Here is a 21,461-nt window from a genome sequence, read left to right as displayed (position 1 = left end):
CTATTCCGACTAACGCGGTGCCAGGTGCACCACCAGCAACTGCACGCTCTCGTTGCCGCGGAATTCGTTCACGTCCAGCCGATAGGCCAGCTCGGCCCAGCGGATGTTGGGGTCGGGCCAGGTGTCTCGATCGATGTTGAAGGCGATGCCGTCCAGCTCCGGTCCGCCCTGCTCGCTGCGCAAGGTCAGCTTGAGATGCCGCTCCTTGAGCAGGCGCTGGGAGAGGATCTCGAAGGTGCCGTGGAACAGCGGTTCGGGAAACTGCTGCCCCCAGGGGCCGGCCTGGCGCAGGGCCTGGGCCAGGCCGAGCTGGAACTCGGTCGGGGCCAGGCAGCCATCGGTCTGCAGGCGACCACTGAGGTCGTCGGCCTGCAGATGGCGGCGCACCTCGGAGTCGAAGGCCGCGGCAAAGGTCTCGTAATGCGCCTGAGGCAGGCTGAGGCCGGCGGCCATGGCGTGACCGCCGAACTTGGTGATCAGTCCCGGATGCCGGGTCGCCACGGCGTCCAGGGCATCGCGGATGTGTAGCCCGGGCACCGAGCGCGCCGAGCCCTTGAGCATGCCGTTGCCACTGCCGTCGTCGGCGAAGGCCAGCGCCGGGCGGTGATACTTTTCCTTGAGCCGCGAGGCCAGGATGCCGATCACGCCCTGGTGCCACTCCGGATCGAACAGGCAGAGACCGAAGGGCAGATTGTCTTCCGGCAGCTCCTTGAGCTGCTTGAGCGCCTCGCGCTGCATGCCCTGCTCGATGCTCTTGCGATCCTTGTTGAAGTCGTCCAGCTGCTGGGCGTATTCCTGCGCCAGCTGCGGGTCTTCGCAGAGCAGCAGCTCGATGCCGATGGACATGTCGTCCAGCCGGCCGGCCGCATTGAGCCGCGGGCCGAGGATGAAACCGAGATCGCTGGAGGCCACCTTGCCCGGCTGGCGCCCGGCCACTTCCAGCAGCGCCTTGAGCCCCGGTCGCGCCCGACCGGCGCGGATACGCATCAGCCCCTGGTGCACCAGGATGCGGTTGTTGGCATCCAGCGGCACCACGTCCGCGACGCTGCCGAGGGCGACCAGATCCAGCAACTCGGCCAGATTGGGCTCGGCCAGGCCCTGACGCGCGAACCAGCCGTTCTCGCGCAGGCGACTGCGCAGGGCGAGCATCACATAGAAGATCACCCCGACCCCGGCAATGCACTTGCTGGGAAAGGCGCAGGCCGGCTGGTTGGGATTGACGATGGCATCGGCGGCGGGCAATTCGGCGCCCGGCAGGTGGTGATCGGTGATGACCACCTGCAGCCCGGCGGCTTTGGCCGCAGCGACGCCGTCCAGGCTGGAGATGCCGTTGTCGACGGTGAGCAGCACCTCGGGTTCGCGCTGCAGGGCCACGGCGACGATCTCGGGCGTCAGGCCGTAGCCGTATTCGAAGCGATTTGGCACCAGGTAGTCTACCCAGGCCGCACCCAGACGCCGCAGCGCCAGCACGCCCACGGCACTGGCGGTGGCGCCATCGGCGTCGAAGTCGCCGACGATGAGGATGCGCCGGCGCTCTTCCAGGGCCCGCGCCAGCAGCTCCACCGCGGCCTCGATGCCCTTGAGCTGGTGATAGGGCACCAGCCGCGCCAGACCCTTGTCGAGTTCTTCCGGCAAGGTCACGCCGCGCGCGGCATAGAGCCGGGTGAGCAGCGGCGGCAGATCGCCCAGGTCGGGCAGCACCGCCGGCAGCGGACGGGGCTCCAGGCGCATCAACGTTCGCCCAGCAGCCATTCCAGCTGCAATTCGTGCTGACCGCGGTCGTCGGTGACGAACAGGGTGCCTTCGCTGATCATCACCTGCCAGGAAATGCTGCGCGGCAGGTCGCGGGCCAGCTCGGCCAGGGGCTCGGCGGGCACCGCCGCGATGTGCAGATTCTTCAGCGTCCTGACCGCGTCCACCACCTTGGTCTGCCAGACGCGCAGGTTGCCATAGGCCAGCAGACTGGTGCGCTCGGTGCGGCGGCTGCACCAGGTCAGGCGCTCGGCATCGGGCTGGCCGACTTCGATCCAGTGCAGCACCCGGCCATCGAGGCTCTTTTCCCACAGCGCCGGCTCGTCGACGTCGGACAGGCCGCGGCCGAAGGCCAGTTGCTCGTTGTACCAGAGCACATAGGCCAGCAACCGCACCGCCATGCGCTCCTCGGTCTCGGAGGGATGCCGCGCCACGGTCAGGCGCAGATTCTCGTAGACCCCGCGATCCAGGTCGGTGAGGTTGAGTTCGACTTTATAGGGCGTGGCTTGCAGAGCCATGGCGGGTCACCGGCAGGGAAAGCCGGGCATTGTACCGGAAAAGGCAGGGGGCTCGGGATCAGAGGAGCGTCAGGGGATCGGTGGAGCGGAGGTAGGATGTATCGCGGCCATGCCGGTGCGCCGTAGCGACCGCTCCTACAGGTGCTCAGACTTCCCGTAGGAGCGGCCCATGGCCGCGATAACCACGATCTAAAGGGCTAAAAATCTACAGCGGCTGACCACGCTTGCCGTGGCGGCTGACGAAGGCCTGGACGGCGGCCAGGTCGTTGGGCAGCACGGTGCAGCGCTCTTCCCTCTGCAGCAGGTCGGCCAGGTGGGTCGGCAGGCTGAGGGTCGCGCCGATGCCGGCCTTTTCCACCGCCTCGGGGAATTTGACCGGGTGGGCGGTGCCCAGCACCACCATGGGCGTGGCCAGGCTGCGTCGGCATTCGCGAGCGGCGCGGACGCCGATGGCGGTGTGCGGATCCAGCACCTCGCCGGTGGCGGCATACACCTCGGCGATGGTGGCGCAGGTCTCTTCATCGCTCACGGCGAGGGAATCGAACAGCTTGCGCGCTTCGGTCCAGCGATCGTCGGCCACCGTCAGGGTGCCGCTGCTGCGGAAATTCGCCATCAGCTCGGCCAGGGCCAGGCCGTCGCGACCGTGCAGGTCGAACAGTAGGCGCTCGAAGTTGGACGAGACCATGATGTCCATGGACGGCGACAGCGTGGCTTCCAGCTGCTGCTTGTCGTAGCGGTTGCCGGACATGAAGCGGTGCAGGATGTCGTTGCGGTTGGTGGCCACCACCAGCTGGCTCACCGGCAGACCCATGTTGCGCGCCAGGTAACCGGCGAAGATGTCGCCGAAGTTGCCGGTGGGCACCGAGAAGGCGATGGAGCGCGCCGGGGCGCCCAGCTGCAGGGCCGCATGGAAGTAGTAGACGATCTGGGCCATGATCCGCGCCCAGTTGATCGAGTTGACCGCCACCAGCGGGGTGCCCTTGAGGAAACCCTGGTCGGCGAAGCTGGCCTTGACCATCTCCTGGCAATCGTCGAAGTTGCCTTCGATGGCGATGTTGTGGATGTTGTCGCCCAGCAGCGTGGTCATCTGCCGGCGCTGCACTTCCGACACCCGCTGGTGCGGATGGAGGATGAAGATGTCCACGTTCTCGCAGCGCTTGCAGCCTTCGATGGCCGCCGAGCCGGTGTCGCCGGAGGTGGCGCCCATGATCACCACGCGCTCGCCGCGCTTGGCCAGCACATGGTCGAGCAGCCGCCCCAGCAGTTGCAGGGCGAAGTCCTTGAAGGCCAGGGTCGGGCCGTGGAACAGCTCCAGCACCCATTCGTTGGCGTCCAGCTGGCGCAGCGGCGCGATCGAGCTATGGGCGAAACCGGCGTAGGTCTCTTCCAGGATGGCCTTGAATTCGGCATCGGCGATGGAGCCGGCGACGAAGGGCTTCATCACCCGGAAGGCCAGCTCGTGGTAGGGCAGACCGGCCCAGGAGGCGATCTCCTCCAGGGAAAAGCGTGGCAGGTTCTCCGGCACATAGAGACCACCGTCGCTGGCGAGACCCGCCAGCAGCACTTCTTCGAAATTCAGCGCGGGCGCCTGGCCGCGGGTACTGATGTAACGCATGACTCGACCTCGGGAAAGATGGCGGCGCCGGGCGCCGCCAGGCTGCTCAGTTCAGGTGCTCGACGCGGATGCGGACGACATCGCCGACGACATCGTCCAGGGCTTCCAGCGCGGTGATGGCCTCGACCATGTGGCGCTCGGTCACGCGATGGGTCAGCAGGATCATGGGCACCAGGCCGTCATGCTCCTCCGCTTCCTTCTGCATGATGGACTCGATGTTGATGCCGCGCGCCGAGAGGATGCTCGCCACCTGGGCCAGCACGCCCGGGTGATCCTTGGCCTGGATGCGCAGATAGTAGGCGCTCTCGCAGGCCTCGATCGACAGCACCGGATGGTCGGACAGCGCATCGGGCTGGAAGGCCAGGTGCGGCACGCGATTCTCCGGATCCGAGGTCATGGCGCGCACCACGTCCACCAGGTCGGCCACCACCGCCGAGGCGGTCGGCTCCTGGCCGGCACCGGCGCCATAGAACAGCGTCGAGCCGACGGCGTCGCCATTGACCATCACCGCGTTCATCACGCCGTTGACGTTGGCGATCAGGCGATCGGCCGGGATCAGCGTCGGGTGTACCCGCAGCTCGATGCCCTGGTCGGTGCTGCGCGCCACGCCCAGGTGCTTGATGCGATAGCCCAGTGCCTCGGCGTAGCCGACGTCGGCGGTGGTCAGGCGGGTGATGCCCTCGGTGTAGGCCTTGTCGAATTGCAGCGGAATGCCGAAGGCGATGGAGGCCAGGATGGTCAGCTTGTGGGCGGCATCGATGCCTTCCACGTCAAAGGTCGGATCGGCCTCGGCATAGCCCAGCGCCTGGGCTTCGGCCAGGACATCGGGAAAGGTGCGATCCTTCTCGCGCATCTCGGAGAGGATGAAGTTGCCGGTGCCGTTGATGATGCCGGCCACCCAGTTGATGCGGTTGGCGGCCAGGCCTTCGCGCAGCGCCTTGATCACCGGGATGCCCCCGGCCACCGAGGCCTCGAAGGCGACGATCACGCCCTGCTCGCGGGCCTTGGCGAAGATCTCGTTGCCGTGCACGGCGATCAGCGCCTTGTTGGCGGTGACCACGTGCTTGCCGTTGGCGATGGCTCGCAGCACCAGTTCGCGGGCCAGGGTGTAGCCACCGATCAGCTCCACCACCACGTCGATCTCGGGATTGTCGGCCACCGCCAGGACCTCGGCGGTGATCGGCGTGCTACCGGTGTCGCATTGGGGATTGGGCCGGCGCTGGGCGATCTGCGCCACCTCGATACCCCGACCGGCGCGCCGGGCGATTTCCTCGGCGTTGCGCTTGAGTACGTTGAAGGTCCCGCTGCCCACGGTACCCAGACCACAGATGCCTACTTTGACCGGCTTCACACCCTTATCCCCATGTCGTGTGGGACCGCTCCGCGGCCCCGTTCATAACTCTGATTGAGGCGCCTAGCGGGCGCCGATTGCCGCTTCCGCCAGCTGGTCGGCCGGCTGGTAGCCCGGGATCATCTGGCCATCGGCGAGAATGATCGCCGGCGTGCCCTGGATACCCATGTTCTGCCCCAGCGCGAATTGCTGGGCGACCGGATTCTGGCAGCTCTCGGACTTGACCTCACGACCGGTGAACATCTGGTTCAGCGCCGCCGGCTTGTCCTTGGCGCACCACACCGCCTCCAGTTGCTTGGAGCCCGGCGAGCCCATGCCCTGGCGCGGGAAGGCCAGGTAGCGCACCTCGATGCCGCGCTTGTTCAGCTCGGGCACCTCGGCGTGCAGCTTCTGGCAATAGGGGCAGGTGGTGTCGGTGAAGACGGTGATGTGCGCCTTGGTCTCGCCCTGGGCGGGATAGACGATCATCTGGTTGCGATCGAGGCCATTGATCTGCCGCGCCACGGCGACGTTCTCGGCCTTCTCGGTCAGGTTGGAGGCCTTGCCGTCCTTGACCTGATACAGATAGCCCTGCATGACGAACTGGCCATCGCCGCTGGCATAGAGCACGCGACCGCCCTTGAGCTGGACCTGGTAGAGGCCCTCCAGCGGACTCTTGGCGATGGACTCGATGGCGAGATTGGGTTGCAGCGCGGTCAGGCTCTGGCGAATGGCCTGCTCAGGTTCGGCCTGAGCCAGTTGCACGCCGAGCCCCAGGCAAGCGGCGAGCAACAGTTGGGAAATACGCATGTTTGACTCCTGTTGAGACGCCGGCAAGCCTACCACAGACCTGCCGGCTACGGCGGTCCCGCCCCCAGGGCGGGGCTTCAGAAGTGTCTACGCAATTTTGGCGGCGCTTTTGGTCCCTGAGCGGTGTTGCCGCTCCTCGCCATAGCCCTGCTATGACTCGTCCCGGCGCCTGGCTCAGAAACCAAAATCACTCGCCAATTCTTGCGCGAACTTCTGGAACACCGCCCTAGCCGCGCGGATGGTGCTGGGCGTGCAGTTGCTGCAGCCGCACGCGGGCGACGTGGGTGTAGATCTGGGTGGTGGACAGGCTGGTATGGCCGAGCAGCATCTGCACCGTGCGCAGGTCGGCGCCGTGATTGAGCAGATGGGTGGCGAAGGCGTGCCTTAGGGTATGCGGCGACAGCGAGGTGCGGATGCCGGCCACCTGGGCATGCAGCTTGATGCGGTGCCAGAAGGTCTGCCGAGTCATGGGCGTGCCGCGCTGGCTGGGAAAGAGGATGTCGCCGGGCTGGCCGCCCAGCAGCAATGGACGTGCGGTCTTCAGATAGCTTTCCAGCCAGGCGATGGCCTCTTCGCCCAGGGGGATCAGCCGCTCCTTGCTGCCCTTACCGAAGACCCGGAGCGAACCCTCGCGCAGGTTGATCTCGTCCAGGGTCAGGCTGATCAGCTCGGTCACCCGCAGGCCGGTAGCATAGAGCACCTCGAGCATGGTGCGATCGCGCAGGCCCAGAGTGTCCTCGGTATCCGGCGCGGCCAACAGAGCTTCCACATCCGCCTCGGACAGGCTCTTGGGCAGCGACGCACCCAGCTGCGGCATGCTCACCAGCAGCGTCGGGTCCTCGGCCAGCCGCCCCTCGCGCACCGCGTACTTGTAGAAGCTGCGCAGCCCGGAAAGGAAACGCGCCGTGGAGCGCGCCTGGTAACCCTCGCTCAGGCGCCAGCCGAGGTGATCGAGCACGGCGTCGCGGCCGACGGACTCCAGGGTCAGGCCCCTGCCCTCCAGCCACCGGGCGAAGGCCAGCAGGTCGGTGCGGTAGGCGCTGCGGGTATGGGGCGACAGCCCCTTCTCCAACCACAGGGCGTCGAGGAACTCCTCGATCAGCCGCTCGGCGTTCACGCGGCGAATCCGGGTAGCACCGGGGTCGGCTTGCCCTCGTCATCGACGGCGACAAAGCTGAAGGCGCCGTTGATGGCGCGTTCGCGGCCTTCCGCCAGCATGCCTTCGACGAAGACCTCCACCTGCACCTTGATGCTGGTGTTGCCGACCTTCACCACCCGGCCGATCAGCTCGACGATGGAGCCCGCGGGAATGGGATGGTTGAAATCGATGCGGTCGGTGGAGACCGTGACCAGCGGCTTGCGACAGAAGCGCGTCGCGGTGATGAAGGACACCTCGTCCATCCAGGCCAGGGCGGTGCCGCCGAACAGGGTGTCGTGATGATTGGTGGTGGGCGGGAAGACCGCCTTGGCCACCCGGGTTTCCGAAAGCGCGGTGCGCCGCTGGATTTCCGCTTCGCGGGTCGTCATGTCTTACCTCGAACCTCAGAACCTACTCAAAATCTGCTGCGCGTCGGCCAAACGTGGTTGAAGCTGGCTTCGGAATGCTCATTTACCAGTTGTAAACTCCGCTTCCTCAGCCAGCTTCGCCTTGTTTGTCTCTAGCTCGCGAGATTTTGACTAGGCTCTTAGAAACGAAAAAAGCAGCCGAAGCTGCTTTTTTCTGGTCACGCCGCGATCAGGAAAGCTTTTCCTTGATGCGGGCAGCCTTGCCGGACAGTTCGCGCAGGTAGTACAGCTTGGCCTTGCGCACGTCACCGCGACGCTTGACGCTCAGGCTGTCGACCAGCGGGCTGTAGGTCTGGAAGGTACGCTCGACGCCAACGCCGTTGGAGATCTTGCGTACGGTGAAGGCGCTGTTCAGGCCGCGGTTACGCTTGCCGATCACCACGCCTTCGAAGGCCTGCAGACGCTGACGGTCGCCTTCCTTCACCTTAACCTGGACAATCACGGTGTCGCCGGGGGCGAACGCCGGGATTTCTTTGTTCATCTGCTCAGCTTCGATCTGGGCAATGATTTTGTTGGTCATGTCACTCTGCTCCTAAGACAGGCCGCGGCCCGCCATCGATACCTAACTATCGTTCCGCTGACGGAGGTATTCCGCCAACAGGTTCTGCTCTTCTCCAGAAAGCGAGCGGCCATCCAGAAGATCGGCGCGTCGCTCCGCAGTGCGTCCCAGGGACTGCTGCAGGCGCCAGCGCCGGATATGCTCGTGGTTACCACTGAGCAACACGTCGGGTACGCGACGGCCCTCGTACACCTCGGGTCGGGTGTAGTGCGGGCAATCGAGCAGGCCGTCGGTAAACGAGTCCTGCTCGGCGGAATCCGCATGCCCCAAGGCTCCAGGCAGCAGTCGCGTGACCCCATCGATCAGCACCATGGCCGGCAATTCACCGCCGGACAGCACATAGTCGCCAATCGACCATTCTTCATCCACGTGCGTCTCGATGAAACGCTCGTCGATGCCTTCGTAACGCCCGGCGATGAGGATCAGATGCTCCTCCTGCGCCAGTTCCCGTACCGCCGCCTGGTCGAGTTTGCGACCCTGGGGGGACAGGTAGATCACCTTCGCCGCCGAATCACCCTTGGCATCGGCCAGGGCACGCTCCAGCGGCTGGATCTTCATGACCATGCCGGGACCGCCGCCAAAGGGCCGGTCGTCCACGGTCTGGTGACGATCCTCGGTATAGCTGCGCGGGTTGTAGCAGGTCAGCTCCAGGAGCCCCTGCTTCATCGCGCGACCGCTCACGCCATAGGCGCTGACGGCCTCGAACATCTCGGGAAAGAGGCTGATGACATCGATACGCATGGATCAGAAATCCGCGTCCCAGTCGACCTGCATCTCGCCCTTGGCCAGATCAACCGCCAGCACGTACTGGTCGGGCAGATAAGGCAACAGACGCTCACGATCGTCGAGGCTGCCAGCACAGGGCTTGACCACCATGACGTCGTTGGCCCCGGTCTCCAGCAGATGATCCACCACGCCCAGCCACTGGCCTTCGCGATTGATCACCTTGAGACCTTCCAGCTGATGCCAGTAGTAGTCACCGGCGCCCAGCTGGGGCAATTCACTGCGCGGCACGCAGATCTCGAAACCGGCCATCAGGCGGGCTTCTTCGCGATCGTCCAGGCCCTGCAGACGTACCGTCAGGACCTTGCCGTGCATCCGACCGCCGAGCACCTTGACCTGCCGGGTCTCGCCTTCGCGCCGCAGCGTCCAGGTCCGATAGTCCAGCAGATTGTCGAGCGGATCGGTAAAGGAGTAGATCTTGAGCTCACCGCGTACGCCAAAGACCGAAACTATCTTGCCCAGGACCACCAGGTCGGGGGCGGAGGTCGGCGTACTCATGGTCTTCAGGCGGTAGCCTGAGCGCTCTTCAGCAGCTGAGCGACGCGCTCGGACGGCTGGGCGCCCTGCGACAGCCAGTAGTTGGCGCGCTCTTGGTCCACCGACAGACGGATTTCGGCGCCGCTGGCCACCGGGTTGAAGAAACCGATGCGCTCGACGAAACGACCATCGCGCGCATTGCGGCTGTTGGTCACGGTCAGGTGGTAGAAGGGGCGCTTCTTGGAGCCGCCACGGGCTAGACGGATGGTTACCATTGAACTTCGTTCCTGTAGTCGGTGCTTGTAGCTGTGGGCACACTGGGCCACATGGCCCGAAAGGCCGCATATTCTAAGGGCTGTTACCCGGTTTGCCAATGGCTTTCAACGGCACCCTCGGCATAGCGGCAGCCTGGAGACTCCAGCGGTGGAGCCTCGTCGCTCGCGAAGGTGCATCAGCACTGGTGCCGACGCCCCTCGCAGAGCCCTTTCCGATGCCGGCCATCTGGCGACGGGCGGCACCCGGAAATCACATCTTCGGCATGCCGCCGCCGGGGAACATGCTGCCCATGCCGCGCATCATCTTGGCCATGCCGCCCTTGGCGGTGACCTTCTTCATCATCTTCTGCATCTGCTTGTGCTGCTTGATGAGGCGGCCGACGTCCTGCACCTGGGTGCCGGAACCCAGGGCGATGCGCTTCTTGCGCGAGCCGCTGATCAGCTCCGGATCGCGGCGCTCGGCCGGGGTCATGGAGTCGATGATGGCTTCCATCTGCTTGAAATGCTTTTCTGCGGCGCCCTGGGCGTTGCCCATCTGCTGGATGTTCATGCCACCCATCATGGTCGGCAGCTTGTCCATCAGCGAACCCAGGCCGCCCATATTCTTCATCTGGCGCAACTGGTCGCGGAAGTCTTCGAGATCGAAGCCCTTGCCCTTCTTGAGCTTCTTGGCCAGCTTGTCGGCCTTTTCGCGATCCAGGGTCTGTTCGGCCTGCTCGATCAGCGAGAGGACGTCGCCCATGCCGAGGATGCGCGAGGCGACGCGATCCGGGTGGAAGGGATCGAGGGCTTCGCTCTTCTCGCCCATGCCGATGAACTTGATCGGCTTGCCGGTGATGTGGCGGACCGACAGGGCGGCACCGCCCCGGGCATCGCCGTCGACCTTGGTCAGGATCACGCCGGTGAGCGGCAAGGCGTCGTTGAAGGCCTTGGCGGTGTTGGCGGCGTCCTGACCAGTCATGGCGTCGACCACGAACAGGGTCTCGGCCGGCTTGGTGGCGGCATGGACCTGCTGGATCTCCGCCATCATCTCGCTATCGATGTGCAGGCGACCGGCGGTGTCGACGATGACCACGTCGATGAACTTGAGCTTGGCTTCGCGGATGGCGGCCTGGGCGATCTCCACCGGCTTCTGGCTGATGTCGGAGGGGAAGAAGGTTACGCCCACCTCCCCGGCCAGGGTTTCCAGCTGCTTGATGGCGGCCGGACGATAGACGTCGGCGGAGACGACCATGACGGTCTTCTTCTTGCGCTCCTTGAGGAAGCGCGCCAGCTTGCCCGCGGTGGTGGTCTTGCCCGCGCCCTGCAGGCCGGCCATGAGGATGACCGCCGGCGGCGCGACGTTGAGCGCCAGGTCTTCGTTGGCCGCGCCCATGATGGCTTCGAGCTCGGCGCGCACGATCTTCACGAAAGCCTGGCCCGGGGTCAGGCTCTTGGACACCTCGGTGCCGACCGCCCGCTCCTTGACCCGATTGACGAACTCCTTGACCACCGGCAGGGCGACGTCCGCCTCGAGCAGCGCCATGCGCACCTCGCGCAGGGTGTCCTTGATGTTGTCTTCGGTGAGCTTGGCCTTGCCGGTAATGTGGCGCAGGCTTTGGGACAGGCGGTCTGTGAGATTCTCGAACATGCGGACATCCAGGGCAGAAACGGCGGCTGACCGGCAAGTATAACGAAAGAGCGCCTGAGCAGGGATAGCCGCCAGGGCCGCTACCGCGTGAAACCGTCAGCAGGGCCGGTATCGGCGAGCCGCCGAGGCAGGAGCGCGAGGCACCGACGCCAGGGCCGGTGCCTGCGGGGAGGGGATCAGAAGATCAGCGAGAAGATGCCGATGACCACCACCAGGCCGATCAGAAAGATGATGCCCATGGTACCGCCGAGAAATTTAAGCATGGTCGCGACCTCTTCAAGATATGTACCTCTTGGGACCACCCGCTGGCGGCCAGGGTTCGCCCAGCCTGGCCAGCCGGCGCCAAGGCGCGGCTCAGACTTTCTGTACCGCCCTGTCTGTGCCACACTCGCCTGCTTTCCGCTCTGCTGAAACCGGACCATGCACGCCCTGCTGCCCACCCTCCTGGCCGCCGCCCTCTATCTGCTCGCGACCCTCTACCAGGGCAGTTGCCTGCTGCGCAAACAGCCGTCGAGCAAGCCCCTGGTCCTGGGCGCTGGCATCCTGGCCCTGCTGCCCCACGCCCTGGCCGTCTATCTGCAGCTGATCCTCGAACCGACCCTGAGCCTGGACTTCTTCGACGCCTCCAGCCTGATCTCGGCGACCGCCATCGCGCTGATGCTGATCGGCTGCCTGCGCATGCCGCTGCAACCGCTGCTGGTGCTGGTCTATCCCCTCGGTGCCATCACCGCGCTGCTGGCCGAATTCGTGCCACCGGGCACCGTGACGCCGCTGGACGTGTCGCCCAAGATCGTCGTGCACGTGCTGCTGTCGATCATCGCCTACGGGCTCTTCACCCTGGCGGTGCTGCAGTCGCTGCTGCTGCTGATCCAGGATCGCCAGCTCAAGAACAAGCACCCGTCCGGGCTGATCCGCAGCTTTCCCCCGCTGCAGACCATGGAAAGCCTGCTGTTCGGCTTTCTCTGGGCCGGCTGGGTGGTGCTGTCGCTGTCGCTGATCTCCGGCTGGTTCTTTGTCGAGGACATGTTCGCCCAGCACCTGGTGCACAAGACGGTGCTCTCCTGCATCGCCTGGGTGGTGTTCGGCATCCTGCTGTGGGGGCGCAATCGCCTGGGCTGGCGCGGCCACCGGGCGATCCGCTGGACGCTGCTGGGCTTCATCCTGCTGATGCTGGCCTATTTCGGCAGCAAGCTGGTGCGGGAATTCATCCTGCATCGTTGACAGTCGTCGTTCCACTACCTGCATAATCAGGCGACCGAACCACGTTCGGCGCGACCCGGCCAACAGCCGCTTCGCGCCCGGCACGTCATAACAGGTCGTCCCGCCCGTCCCCATCCTCGGACAGCCGCTGCCCCACCGGGCCGCTCCGGCAGACGCCTCCTACAAGAACGACTGCCCGGTACCCCTGCATGTCCACGACCGCTGCCGCCTTCGACGCGCCCACCTCCGTGCCGCGCAACTCCCCCACTCGCGTGGCCACCGCCAGCTTCATCGGCACCGCCATCGAGTTCTACGACTTCTACGTCTATGCCACGGCCGCGGCCCTGGTGATCGGCCCGGTGTTCTTTCCCCAGGGCGCGGGCATGGCCCAGACCCTCAGCGCCTTCATTACCTTTGGCATCGCCTTCCTGGCGCGCCCCCTGGGTTCGCTGCTGTTCGGCCACTTCGGCGATCGCATCGGGCGCAAGTCCACCCTGGTGGCCTCGCTGCTGCTGATGGGCATCTCCACCACCCTGATCGGCCTCCTGCCCGGCTACGCCAGCATCGGCGTCTGGGCACCGATCCTGCTCTGCCTGCTGAGGTTCGGCCAGGGCCTGGGCTTGGGTGGCGAATGGGGCGGCGCGGCGCTGCTGGCCACCGAGAACGCCCCGCCCGGCAAGCGCGCCTGGTTCGGCATGTTTCCCCAGCTCGGTCCTTCCATCGGCTTTCTCATGGCCAACGGTCTGTTCCTGGCCCTGGCGCTGCTACTGGACGACGAGCAATTCCGCGCCTGGGGCTGGCGCATCCCCTTCCTGCTCAGCGCCCTGCTGGTGGTGGTCGGCCTCTATGTGCGGCTGTCGCTGCACGAGACGCCGGTGTTCGCCGAGGCCATGGCGCGGCGCGAGAAGCTGCGCCTGCCCATGGTCGAGACCTTTGGCAAGCACGGCAAGGCGGTACTGCTGGGCGCCCTGAGCATGGTGGTGTGCTACGCGCTCTTCTATATCTCCACGGTGTTCTCGCTGAGCTACGGGGTGAAGAATCTCGGCTACAGCCGCCAGGAATTCCTCGGCCTGCTCTGTGTGGCCGTGCTGTTCATGGCCCTGGCCACGCCGCTGTCGGCCTGGCTGGCCGATCGCTTCGGCCGCAAGCCGGTACTGGCGGCCAGCGCCATCGCCGCCCTGCTGTCGGGCTTCGCCATGGAGCCGCTGCTGACCCACGGCTCCAGTCAGGCGGTCGGCCTGTTCCTGGCGCTGGAGCTGTTTCTCATGGGCATGACCTTCGGTCCCATGGGCGCCCTGCTGCCGGAAATCTTCCCCACCCGGGTGCGCTACACCGGTGCCTCGGCGGCCTACAACCTGGGCGGCATCCTCGGCGCCTCCCTGGCGCCCTACGCCGCGCAGCAACTGGTGGAGGCCGGTGGCCTGAGCTGGGTGGGCGGCTATGTCTCGGCAGCAGCGGCCATCAGCCTGGTGGCGGTGCTCTGTATGCGCGAGACGCGCGACCAGTCGCTGTAGATCTCTCCAGCCAATGAAAAAGGGCCCCGCGGGGCCCTTTTTCGTGGTGCGCAGCCGGCCTTACAGCTCGACCTTTACCGCCTGGGACGCACGCACGGCCTTGGCCCGGGCGGCTTCGATGCTTTCGTCGCGGGCCAGGGCGACGCCCATGCGCCGCTGCCCCTTCACCTCGGGCTTGCCGAACAGGCGCAGCGCGGTGTCGGGTTCGGCCAGGGCCGCGCCGAGGTTGGCGAAGGCGGTCTGCCGCGAATCGCCGTCCACCAGGATCACCGCCGAGGCCGAGGGACCGAACTGGCGGATGGTGGGGATCGGCAGGCCGAGGATGGCCCGGGCATGCAGGGCGAATTCGGAGAGATCCTGGGAGATCAGGGTCACCAGGCCGGTGTCGTGGGGCCGCGGGGAGACCTCGCTGAACCAGACCTGGTCGCCCTTGACGAACAGTTCCACGCCGAACAGGCCGCGACCGCCCAGGGCCTCGGTGACCGCGCGGGCGACCCGCTCGGACTCGGCCAGGGCCTTGTCGCTCATGGCCTGGGGCTGCCAGGACTCGTGGTAGTCGCCCTTGACCTGGCGATGCCCGACCGGCGCGCAGAAGGAGGTGCCGCCGACGTGGCGCACGGTCAGCAGGGTGATCTCGTAGTCGAAGTCGACGAAGCCCTCGACGATCACCCGGCCCTTGCCGGCGCGACCGCCTTCCTGGGCGTATTGCCAGGCGGCCTGCAGCTCGTCGGCGCTGCGCAGCAGGCTCTGGCCCTTGCCCGAGGAACTCATGATCGGCTTGACCACGCAGGGATAGCCCAGCGCCTCGGCGGCGGCGGCATAGTCTTCGTAGGTGTCGGCGAAATGATAGGGCGAGGTGGGCAGGCCCAGTTCCTCGGCGGCGAGGCGGCGGATGCCTTCGCGATTCATGGTCAGCTGGGCGGCGCGGGCGGTGGGCACCACGGTGTAGCCCTCGCCTTCCAGCTCCACCAGGGTGGCGGTGGCGATGGCTTCGATTTCCGGCACGATGAAGTGCGGCTGTTCGCGCTCGATCACCGCGCGCAGGGCGGCACCGTCAAGCATGTCGATGACGTGGCTGCGGTGGGCGACTTGCATGGCCGGGGCATCGGCGTAGCGATCCACGGCGATGACCTCGACGCCCAGACGCTGCAGTTCGATGACGACTTCCTTGCCCAGTTCGCCGGAGCCGCAGAGCAGCACGCGGGTGGCGCTGGGGGACAGGGGGGTACCGATACGGGGCATGACAGATCTCTCCGGCTGATGTCAGGTCAGGAAGGCCGCACCGCCCGCCCGCGCCCGCTCGCTGCAGCGCAGCAGCACCTCGCGGCGCTCGCTGTCGCTCATGGACATCCAGCGGGTGATCTCGGCGGCGCTGCGCTGGCAACCGATGCAGATGTCCTGTTCGTCCAGGGCACAGACATGGACGCAGGGCGAACGCACGGGTGAATCGGCGGTGGTCATGCGGCTTCCCTCGAATGGCCGCGCATTGTGCCCGTTAATGCCCGACTTGGCATGTGCCTTTACCTTGCCGATACCGCTCAATCCCGCCTGGGCGGTGCCTTGAGCACGATACCGGCGTCGTACAGCAGGTTGACCAGTTCGACGATGATCACCGCCGTCAGCCCCCAGATGCGGTGCTCGCCATACTGATAGCTGGGCACCTGCCAGCGCAGGCCGTCGTGGTCGACCCTGAGGGTGTAATCCGGCGGCACCTCGCAGAAGAACTGCAGGGGCACGCTGAAGATCGCGGCGATCTCGGCTTCGCTGGGAACGTATTCGAGCTGATCGGGGATCAGCGCGACGATGGGGGTCACCGCCAGGCCGTAGCGCGACACCAGCGGACTCAGGGGGGCGATCACCTCCACCAGGCCCGGTGGCAGTCCGACCTCTTCCTCGGCCTCGCGCAGGGCAGTGGCGACCAGATCGGCGTCCTCGGGATCGCGCCGGCCGCCCGGCAGGGCCACCTCGCCGCCGTGGGTGGACAGGTTGCTGGCCCTCAGGGTGAGCAGCAACTCGGGATGCTCGCCACGGATGATGGGCACCAGCACCGCCGCTTCCTGGTAGCTCTCGGTGCCGCTCAGGGTGCGCGGCTGATAGTGACGCAGGCGCTGGAGCAACTCATCCACGCCGGAATTCTCCCTTGCTCATCGTATCCCCTGGATCATGGCACGCCCGTCGGGCAATCCCAAGCCCAGCCATCGCTTGCGAGGCCCGGGATCGCCCCGGCACACTGCAGCAAAACGAGGATGAACCATGAAGCATTGCAATCACTGTGGCGGACTGCTGGAAGAACGCCTTCCCGCGGGTGACAACCGGATGCGCCTGGTCTGCAGCCAGTGCGGCGCAGTGCATTATCAGAATCCGCGGGTGGTGGCCGGCTGCCTGGCGACCTGGGAGGGCAAGGTGCTGCTCTGCCAGCGCGCCATCGAACCGCGCAAGGGTTACTGGACGCTGCCGGCGGGCTTCATGGAAAACGGCGAGACCACCACCGAGGCCGCCGCCCGCGAGACCTTCGAGGAAGCTGGCGCGAACGTGCAGGGCCTGGAGCTCTATACCCTCTTCGACCTGCCGCACATCGACCAGATCTACATGCTGTTCCGCGGCGAGCTGGTCGATGGCCGCTTTGGCGTCGGCGAGGAAAGCCTCGACGTGCGCCTTCTGGACGAAGCCGAAATCCCCTGGTCGTCTCTGGCTTTTCCGACCATCAAGCGGACACTAGAATGCTTTTTCGCCGACCGCCGTCGCGGCGAGTTTTCCCTGCGCCATGAAGGCATGGCGCCTATGGTGGTCGCACCCAAGCCTGCCTGAGCTCTTCCGAGGATCTTCCCGACATGCGTCCGTTGCACCTGTTGTTGGCGCTCTGCTATGTGCTGTGCGGTTCGTTGCTTCCCCAGCTGGCCCAGGCCAGCACCAGCGTCACGGTGATCCGCCAGCCGGCCGCGCCGCTGATCGACAAGGTGCTGGTCATCAAGTCGCGCAATCAGCTGCAACTGCTCAGCGGCGATACCGTGATGAAGTCCTATCGCATCTCGCTGGGCAAGAATCCCCGCGGCCCCAAGCTGCGCGAGGGCGACAAGCGCACCCCGGAAGGCTTCTACTGGATCGACTGGCGCAAGACCAGCGACAAATTCAACCTGGCCATGCACATCTCCTATCCCAATCGTGAGGACCTGGCCCGCGCCAGCCAGGCCGGCGTGCGTCCCGGCAGCATGATCATGCTGCACGGCACGCCCATCGACGAGGAGTACCCGGAGTGGTACTTCAACTCGCTGAACTGGACCGAGGGCTGCATCGCCATGACCAACCACGACATGCGCGAGGTCTGGGGCCTGGTCAAGGATGGCACCCTGATCGAGATCCGCCCCTGAGAGCCTATTCAGAGGCTGCTGCGCGTCGGCCAAACTGCGTTGAAGAGGCCTTCGGAATGCTCATTTACCATTCGTAAACTCCGCTTCCTCAGGCCTCTTCGCCTTGTTTGGCTCTAGCTCGCGAGCCTTTGAACAGGCTCTGAGCCGGTGGACTTCCCGCGCTCTACCCCGCTACCTGCTCCGCCGGCGAGACGATGGTGGTCTTGCCGCGCGACCGACCGCTGCTGAGGTAGTCGGCGATGGACTCCTGGGTGACCTCGCCCAGGAAGTCGTTGTCGGCGCTGAGCACCGGCAGCCAGGAGCTGTTGAACTGGTACATGCGCGACAGCAGGATGCGCAGGTGCTCGTCGAAGGCCGCGGTAGCCTTGAACGGGGTGATGAAGGGCGCCACCGGGCCGCTCTGCCCGCGCAGGTCGCGGCGGCGCACGTAGCCCAGGCCCTTGTTGGCGGCATCCGTCACCACCAGGTAGCGGCGATCGTGCTCCTCCATCAACTCCACGGCATCGCCGATCAGGGTCTCGGCCTGGATCGAGGGCGCGTTGTCGGCCGCATCCTCGGCGCGGATCAGCAGGAGACGTTTCAAGGTGCTGTCCTGGCCGACGAAGTTGCTGACGAAGTCGTCCCTGGGATGGGCCAGCAGGGTGTCCGGGTGATCGAACTGCACCAGGCGGCCGCCGCGGAACACCGCGATCTTGTCACCCAGGCGGATGGCCTCGTCGATGTCGTGGCTGACCATGATCACCGTCTTGTTCAGCGCCCGCTGCATCTGGAAGAACTCGTTCTGGATGGCATCGCGGTTGATCGGGTCCACCGCGCCGAAGGGTTCGTCCATCAGCAGCAGCGGCGCCTCGGCCGCCAGGGCGCGGATGACGCCGATGCGCTGCTGCTGGCCACCGGACAGTTCGCGCGGATAGCGCGACAGGTACTGCTTGGGTTCGAGCTGCACCATGCTCATCAGCTCGGTGGCGCGCTCGCGGCATCTTTTCTTGTCCCAGCCCAAGAGCTTGGGCACCACGGTGATGTTTTCCTCGATGGTCATGTTGGGGAACAGACCGATCTGCTGGATCACGTAGCCGATATGGCGCCTGAGCGTCACCTCGTCGATGCCGGTGGTGTCCTCGCCATTGATCAGCACCCGGCCCGAGGTGGGCTCGATCAGGCGGTTGATCATCTTCAGGGTGGTGGTCTTGCCGCAGCCGGAGGGGCCGAGGAAGACGCAGATCTGGCCCTCCTCCACGGTGAGGCTCACGGCGTCCACCGCGGTCACGTCCTTGCCATGCTGCTTGAAGGTCTTGGTCAGGCGGTCGAGTTCGATCATCTGGGACTCCTTAAGGGGCGCTGCGCAGGCCGCGCGGGGTGAGGCGGCGTTGCAGCCACTGCAGGACGAGGTCGGCGACGATGGCCAGCAGGCTGACCAGCACCGCGCCGACGATGAGGGTGGCCATGTCGCTGCGACTGATGGAGGTGAGGATGAGCACGCCCAGGCCGCCGGCGCCGATGGTGGCGGCGATGGTCATGACGCCGATGTTCATGACCACGGCGGTACGCACCCCGGCCAGGATCACCGGCAGGGCGATGGGCAGTTCGACCATGCGCAGGCGTTGCCAGAAGGTCATGCCGATACCGGCACCCGCCTCGCGGATGCCCGGCTCGACGCTGGTCAGCGCCAGGTAGGTGTTTCTCAGGATCGGCAGCAGCGAATAGAGGAACACCGCGGTGATGGCCGGCAGCGGACCGAGGCCCTGGCCGAACTTGGAATAGAACGGCAGCAGCAGCCCGAACAGGGCGATGGAGGGCAGCGTCATGACCACCGTGGCCACCGCCTGCAGCGGTCCGGCCAGCCAGGGATAGCGGGTCATGAGGATGCCCAGGGGCACGCCCACCAGGATCGCCAGGGTTACGGCGATCCCCACCAGGGTGATGTGCTGGCGAGTCAGTTCGAGGACCTGCAGCCAGTCGATGTGATTGAAGGAGGTGACGAAATCCATGGGTCATTGCCCTCCGTCTAGGGGGTGCTGGGCGAGGAAGTCGCGGGCCACCTGGGCCGGCGTCTGTCGCTCGATGTCCACCTTGGCGTTGAGCTGACGCATGGTGGCCTGGTCCAGGCTTTCCGCCAGGGGCCTCAGCAGCTCGGCGAGATCCGGGTGCTTTTCCAGATACTTGGCGTTGACCACGGGGGCAGCGGTGTAGTCGGGGAAATAGCCCTTGTCGTCTTCCAGCACCTTGAGCCTGAAGGCATCCAGGCGGCCGTCGGTGGTGTAGACCAGGCCGGTGAAGACCTGGCCGTTGCGCAGGGCGGTGTAGACCAGGCCCGGGTCCATCTGGCGGATGTCGTCCCGGGTGTAGCTCAGGCCATAGGCCTTGACCAGGCCGGCGAGGCCATCGGAGCGGTTGGCGAATTCGATGTCCAGCGCGGTGAGGTGCTGCTTGCCGGCCTCGGCCTTGAGCAGTCCGGCCAGGTCGCTGATGCTGTTCAGCTCGGGATGCTGTCGAGCGATCTTCTCCGGCAACGCCAGGGCATAGGTATTGTTGAAGCGGGTGGGCGCCAGCCAGGCCAGACCGACCTTGGCGTCCAGCTGCTTGACCCGCTGGTAGGAGGCCTCCTTGTCCAGTCGTTCGGTGACATGGTTGTAGGCCACCAGGGAGGTGCCGGTGTATTCCCAGGTGAGGTCGAGCTGGGCGTTCTTCACGCCATTCCAGGCGATGGTGCTGCCCAGGCCGCCGACGATCTCCGGCTGATAGCCGTGGCGGGACAGATACTGCCCAGTGAGTTCGGCGAGGATGGCCTGCTCGGTAAAGACCTTGGCGCCGATGCGGATCGGATCGGCCTGGGCAGCGCTGGCCAGCGTCAGTCCGAACCAGGCGGCGCCCAGGGCGATAAGCAACTTCTTCATCTCGTCTCCTTAGCGGGCCAGGCCGCGTTCCAGCCAGAGGCGACTGGCGAGCAGCACCAGGCCGTCCAGCAGCAGCGCCAGCAGCGCCGTGGCGGCGGCGCCCAGCAGCAGCTGCGACTGGTTCTCCAGGGCGATGGCGGGAAAGATCAGGCTGCCCAGGCTGTTGGCGCCGATGAGAAACACCAGCGGCGTGGTGCCGACGTTGATCGCCAGGGCGACCCGCACCCCGCCGATGATGATGGGCACGGCATTGGGCAGCTCCACCTTGGTCAGCACCTGGGTGGGGGTCATGCCGATGCCGGTGGCAGCCTCCTTGAGCGAGGCCGGCACGTTCTTCAGCCCCTCGTAGGTGTTGCGCACGATGGGCAGCAGCGAGGCCAGGAACAGCGCCAAGATCGCCGGCCCATCGCCGATGCCGACGATGCCCAGGGCGATGGCCAGCACCGCCAGCGGCGGCACGGTATTGCCGATGTTGAACACCTGCATGAAGCGCTCGGCGCTGCGGGCGAAGGCTGGCCGACTCAGCAGCACCCCGGCGGGGATGCCTACCAGCAGGGCCAGGACCATGGAGACGGCTACCAGATAGAGATGAGCCTGGAGATAGAACCAGAGGTCTGCGCGATAGGTACGCAGCGTATCCATACCGATCCAGTGCACCAGCAGTGCCAGGATCACCCCTCCCACGGCCGTGCCGAGCAGGAGGGTCTTGAACTTCGCCATGTCAGGCTCCTTCAACGGGCGGACAGGCCGCATGCCTTCCGAGTGCGGACCTCGCACGGGGGCGAGGCGCAGGACGGCTGTCCGGGTTCAGGGTCGAGACACAGCAGGGCATGGCGGGTATGCCGGCTGGACCAACGGGGCACTGCGGATCTCTGATCTGCCTAGCCCTTGGGTGTCGCTCCGGGGGAACGACATGGCGCCTTGTCTCGACCGAAGAGATTGACGTCCATCGCAGTCGATAGTTCGCCAGCTCCTTTTCAGGCTAACCCAATAGACTCGCTCAATGCCAACCCGATCATGCAAAGCGGGACGTCTTGACAGGGTGAAAGGCCCGGCCGAGAGGCCCGGCCGAGAGGCCCGGACAGCCGGCAAAAAGCGAGAGTCGCGCGCTAGAGCCCTCGGCGAATGTGTGACGATAAATTTAATACGCTTACTGTTAGCTGCTTTGCA

Annotated in this window: 24 protein-coding genes; 4 read left to right on the top strand and 20 right to left on the bottom strand. The window is 65.8% G+C overall.

From position 1 onward, the window contains the following. Positions 1-9: 9 nt before the first annotated feature. The 13 genes from recJ to DBY63_RS25030 all read right to left on the bottom strand — a co-directional run bounded on the left by recJ (position 10) and on the right by DBY63_RS25030 (position 11,737). Positions 10-1,731 carry a single-stranded-DNA-specific exonuclease RecJ gene (gene recJ, locus DBY63_RS18315; protein ID WP_108582487.1) on the bottom strand — a complete coding sequence of 574 codons (1,722 nt, stop codon included), beginning with the start codon at positions 1,729-1,731 and terminating at the stop codon, positions 10-12. Beyond that, positions 1,731-2,270 carry a YaeQ family protein gene (locus DBY63_RS18310; protein WP_007160963.1) on the bottom strand — a complete coding sequence of 180 codons (540 nt, stop codon included), beginning with the start codon at positions 2,268-2,270 and terminating at the stop codon, positions 1,731-1,733. Before DBY63_RS18310 ends, recJ begins: the two co-directional genes overlap by 1 nt. A gap of 205 nt (positions 2,271-2,475) precedes the next feature. Beyond that, positions 2,476-3,885: a threonine synthase gene (thrC, locus tag DBY63_RS18305; RefSeq protein ID WP_027600221.1), complete on the bottom strand. Its 1,410-nt coding sequence runs from the start codon at positions 3,883-3,885 to the stop codon at positions 2,476-2,478. A 46-nt stretch (positions 3,886-3,931) separates the two neighbouring features. Beyond that, entirely contained in the window at positions 3,932-5,236 is a 1,305-nt protein-coding gene (locus DBY63_RS18300; protein WP_108582488.1) for a homoserine dehydrogenase, read from the bottom strand. A 63-nt stretch (positions 5,237-5,299) separates the two neighbouring features. Next, positions 5,300-6,025 carry a thioredoxin fold domain-containing protein gene (locus DBY63_RS18295; RefSeq protein WP_007160960.1) on the bottom strand — a complete coding sequence of 242 codons (726 nt, stop codon included), beginning with the start codon at positions 6,023-6,025 and terminating at the stop codon, positions 5,300-5,302. Positions 6,026-6,251: 226 nt separating this feature from the next. Beyond that, positions 6,252-7,142: a site-specific tyrosine recombinase XerD gene (gene xerD, locus DBY63_RS18290; protein WP_108582489.1), complete on the bottom strand. Its 891-nt coding sequence runs from the start codon at positions 7,140-7,142 to the stop codon at positions 6,252-6,254. Further along, a complete protein-coding gene (locus tag DBY63_RS18285; protein WP_007160958.1) occupies positions 7,139-7,552 on the bottom strand; it encodes an acyl-CoA thioesterase in 414 nt (137 codons plus the stop codon). Before DBY63_RS18285 ends, xerD begins: the two co-directional genes overlap by 4 nt. A gap of 208 nt (positions 7,553-7,760) precedes the next feature. Then, positions 7,761-8,111, bottom strand: a complete 351-nt coding sequence (rplS, locus tag DBY63_RS18280) for a 50S ribosomal protein L19 (protein ID WP_007160957.1) — start codon at positions 8,109-8,111, stop codon at positions 7,761-7,763. 42 nt (positions 8,112-8,153) lie between these two features. Then, positions 8,154-8,891: a tRNA (guanosine(37)-N1)-methyltransferase TrmD gene (gene trmD, locus DBY63_RS18275; RefSeq protein ID WP_007160956.1), complete on the bottom strand. Its 738-nt coding sequence runs from the start codon at positions 8,889-8,891 to the stop codon at positions 8,154-8,156. Positions 8,892-8,894: 3 nt separating this feature from the next. Next, on the bottom strand, positions 8,895-9,431 hold the full coding sequence (gene rimM, locus DBY63_RS18270) for a ribosome maturation factor RimM (RefSeq protein ID WP_007160955.1): 537 nt from the start codon (positions 9,429-9,431) through the stop codon (positions 8,895-8,897). A 5-nt stretch (positions 9,432-9,436) separates the two neighbouring features. Further along, entirely contained in the window at positions 9,437-9,685 is a 249-nt protein-coding gene (gene rpsP / locus DBY63_RS18265; RefSeq protein ID WP_007160954.1) for a 30S ribosomal protein S16, read from the bottom strand. 250 nt (positions 9,686-9,935) lie between these two features. After that, complete coding sequence (ffh, locus tag DBY63_RS18260) at positions 9,936-11,315, bottom strand: signal recognition particle protein (protein WP_007160953.1); 1,380 nt, start codon at positions 11,313-11,315, stop codon at positions 9,936-9,938. Positions 11,316-11,491: 176 nt separating this feature from the next. Continuing rightward, positions 11,492-11,737, bottom strand: coding sequence for a hypothetical protein (locus DBY63_RS25030; RefSeq protein WP_169854828.1), 246 nt, complete (start codon positions 11,735-11,737; stop codon positions 11,492-11,494). On the opposite strand from DBY63_RS25030, the gene ccsA reads away from it, so the two are divergent. Then, positions 11,736-12,536 carry a cytochrome c biogenesis protein CcsA gene (gene ccsA, locus DBY63_RS18250; protein WP_007160952.1) on the top strand — a complete coding sequence of 267 codons (801 nt, stop codon included), beginning with the start codon at positions 11,736-11,738 and terminating at the stop codon, positions 12,534-12,536. The genes DBY63_RS25030 and ccsA overlap by 2 nt on opposite strands. A gap of 188 nt (positions 12,537-12,724) precedes the next feature. Continuing rightward, positions 12,725-14,029 carry an MFS transporter gene (locus tag DBY63_RS18245; protein ID WP_027600217.1) on the top strand — a complete coding sequence of 435 codons (1,305 nt, stop codon included), beginning with the start codon at positions 12,725-12,727 and terminating at the stop codon, positions 14,027-14,029. 60 nt (positions 14,030-14,089) lie between these two features. Here DBY63_RS18245 and purT read toward each other — a convergent pair whose 3' ends face one another. The 3 genes from purT to DBY63_RS18230 form a co-directional block, all read right to left on the bottom strand. Next, the gene (gene purT, locus DBY63_RS18240) at positions 14,090-15,271 is read right to left on the bottom strand and encodes a formate-dependent phosphoribosylglycinamide formyltransferase (RefSeq protein ID WP_027600826.1); all 1,182 of its coding nucleotides are present in this window, start codon (positions 15,269-15,271) and stop codon (positions 14,090-14,092) included. Positions 15,272-15,292: 21 nt separating this feature from the next. After that, positions 15,293-15,490 carry a DUF1289 domain-containing protein gene (locus tag DBY63_RS18235; RefSeq protein WP_007160948.1) on the bottom strand — a complete coding sequence of 66 codons (198 nt, stop codon included), beginning with the start codon at positions 15,488-15,490 and terminating at the stop codon, positions 15,293-15,295. A gap of 77 nt (positions 15,491-15,567) precedes the next feature. Beyond that, a complete protein-coding gene (locus DBY63_RS18230) occupies positions 15,568-16,155 on the bottom strand; it encodes a CoA pyrophosphatase (protein WP_007160947.1) in 588 nt (195 codons plus the stop codon). A 127-nt stretch (positions 16,156-16,282) separates the two neighbouring features. Here DBY63_RS18230 and DBY63_RS18225 point away from each other — a divergent pair, with 127 nt between their 5' ends. Continuing rightward, positions 16,283-16,837, top strand: coding sequence for an NUDIX hydrolase (locus DBY63_RS18225; protein ID WP_108582492.1), 555 nt, complete (start codon positions 16,283-16,285; stop codon positions 16,835-16,837). Positions 16,838-16,860: 23 nt separating this feature from the next. Next, positions 16,861-17,397 carry a L,D-transpeptidase family protein gene (locus DBY63_RS18220; RefSeq protein ID WP_007160945.1) on the top strand — a complete coding sequence of 179 codons (537 nt, stop codon included), beginning with the start codon at positions 16,861-16,863 and terminating at the stop codon, positions 17,395-17,397. Positions 17,398-17,560: 163 nt separating this feature from the next. Here the strand turns inward: DBY63_RS18220 and DBY63_RS18215 are convergent, their stop codons facing one another. From DBY63_RS18215 to DBY63_RS18200, 4 genes are read right to left on the bottom strand one after another with little or no spacing between them, the layout of a single operon-like run. Further along, positions 17,561-18,715 carry an ABC transporter ATP-binding protein gene (locus tag DBY63_RS18215; protein ID WP_108582493.1) on the bottom strand — a complete coding sequence of 385 codons (1,155 nt, stop codon included), beginning with the start codon at positions 18,713-18,715 and terminating at the stop codon, positions 17,561-17,563. Between the two features lie 10 nt (positions 18,716-18,725). Next, positions 18,726-19,385 (bottom strand): ABC transporter permease, encoded by a 660-nt coding sequence (locus DBY63_RS18210; RefSeq protein ID WP_007160943.1) that lies wholly within the window; start codon positions 19,383-19,385, stop codon positions 18,726-18,728. Between the two features lie 3 nt (positions 19,386-19,388). After that, positions 19,389-20,291: a glycine betaine ABC transporter substrate-binding protein gene (locus DBY63_RS18205; RefSeq protein WP_042137128.1), complete on the bottom strand. Its 903-nt coding sequence runs from the start codon at positions 20,289-20,291 to the stop codon at positions 19,389-19,391. Positions 20,292-20,300: 9 nt separating this feature from the next. Then, on the bottom strand, positions 20,301-21,011 hold the full coding sequence (locus tag DBY63_RS18200; RefSeq protein WP_042137126.1) for an ABC transporter permease: 711 nt from the start codon (positions 21,009-21,011) through the stop codon (positions 20,301-20,303). Positions 21,012-21,461 lie beyond the last annotated feature (450 nt).

The sequence above is a fragment of the Pseudomonas sp. RIT411 genome (genome assembly GCF_003057735.2).
Taxonomy (GTDB): Bacteria; Pseudomonadota; Gammaproteobacteria; order Pseudomonadales; family Pseudomonadaceae; genus Chryseomonas; species Chryseomonas oryzihabitans.
This window is presented reverse-complemented; position numbering and strand designations above follow the sequence as displayed.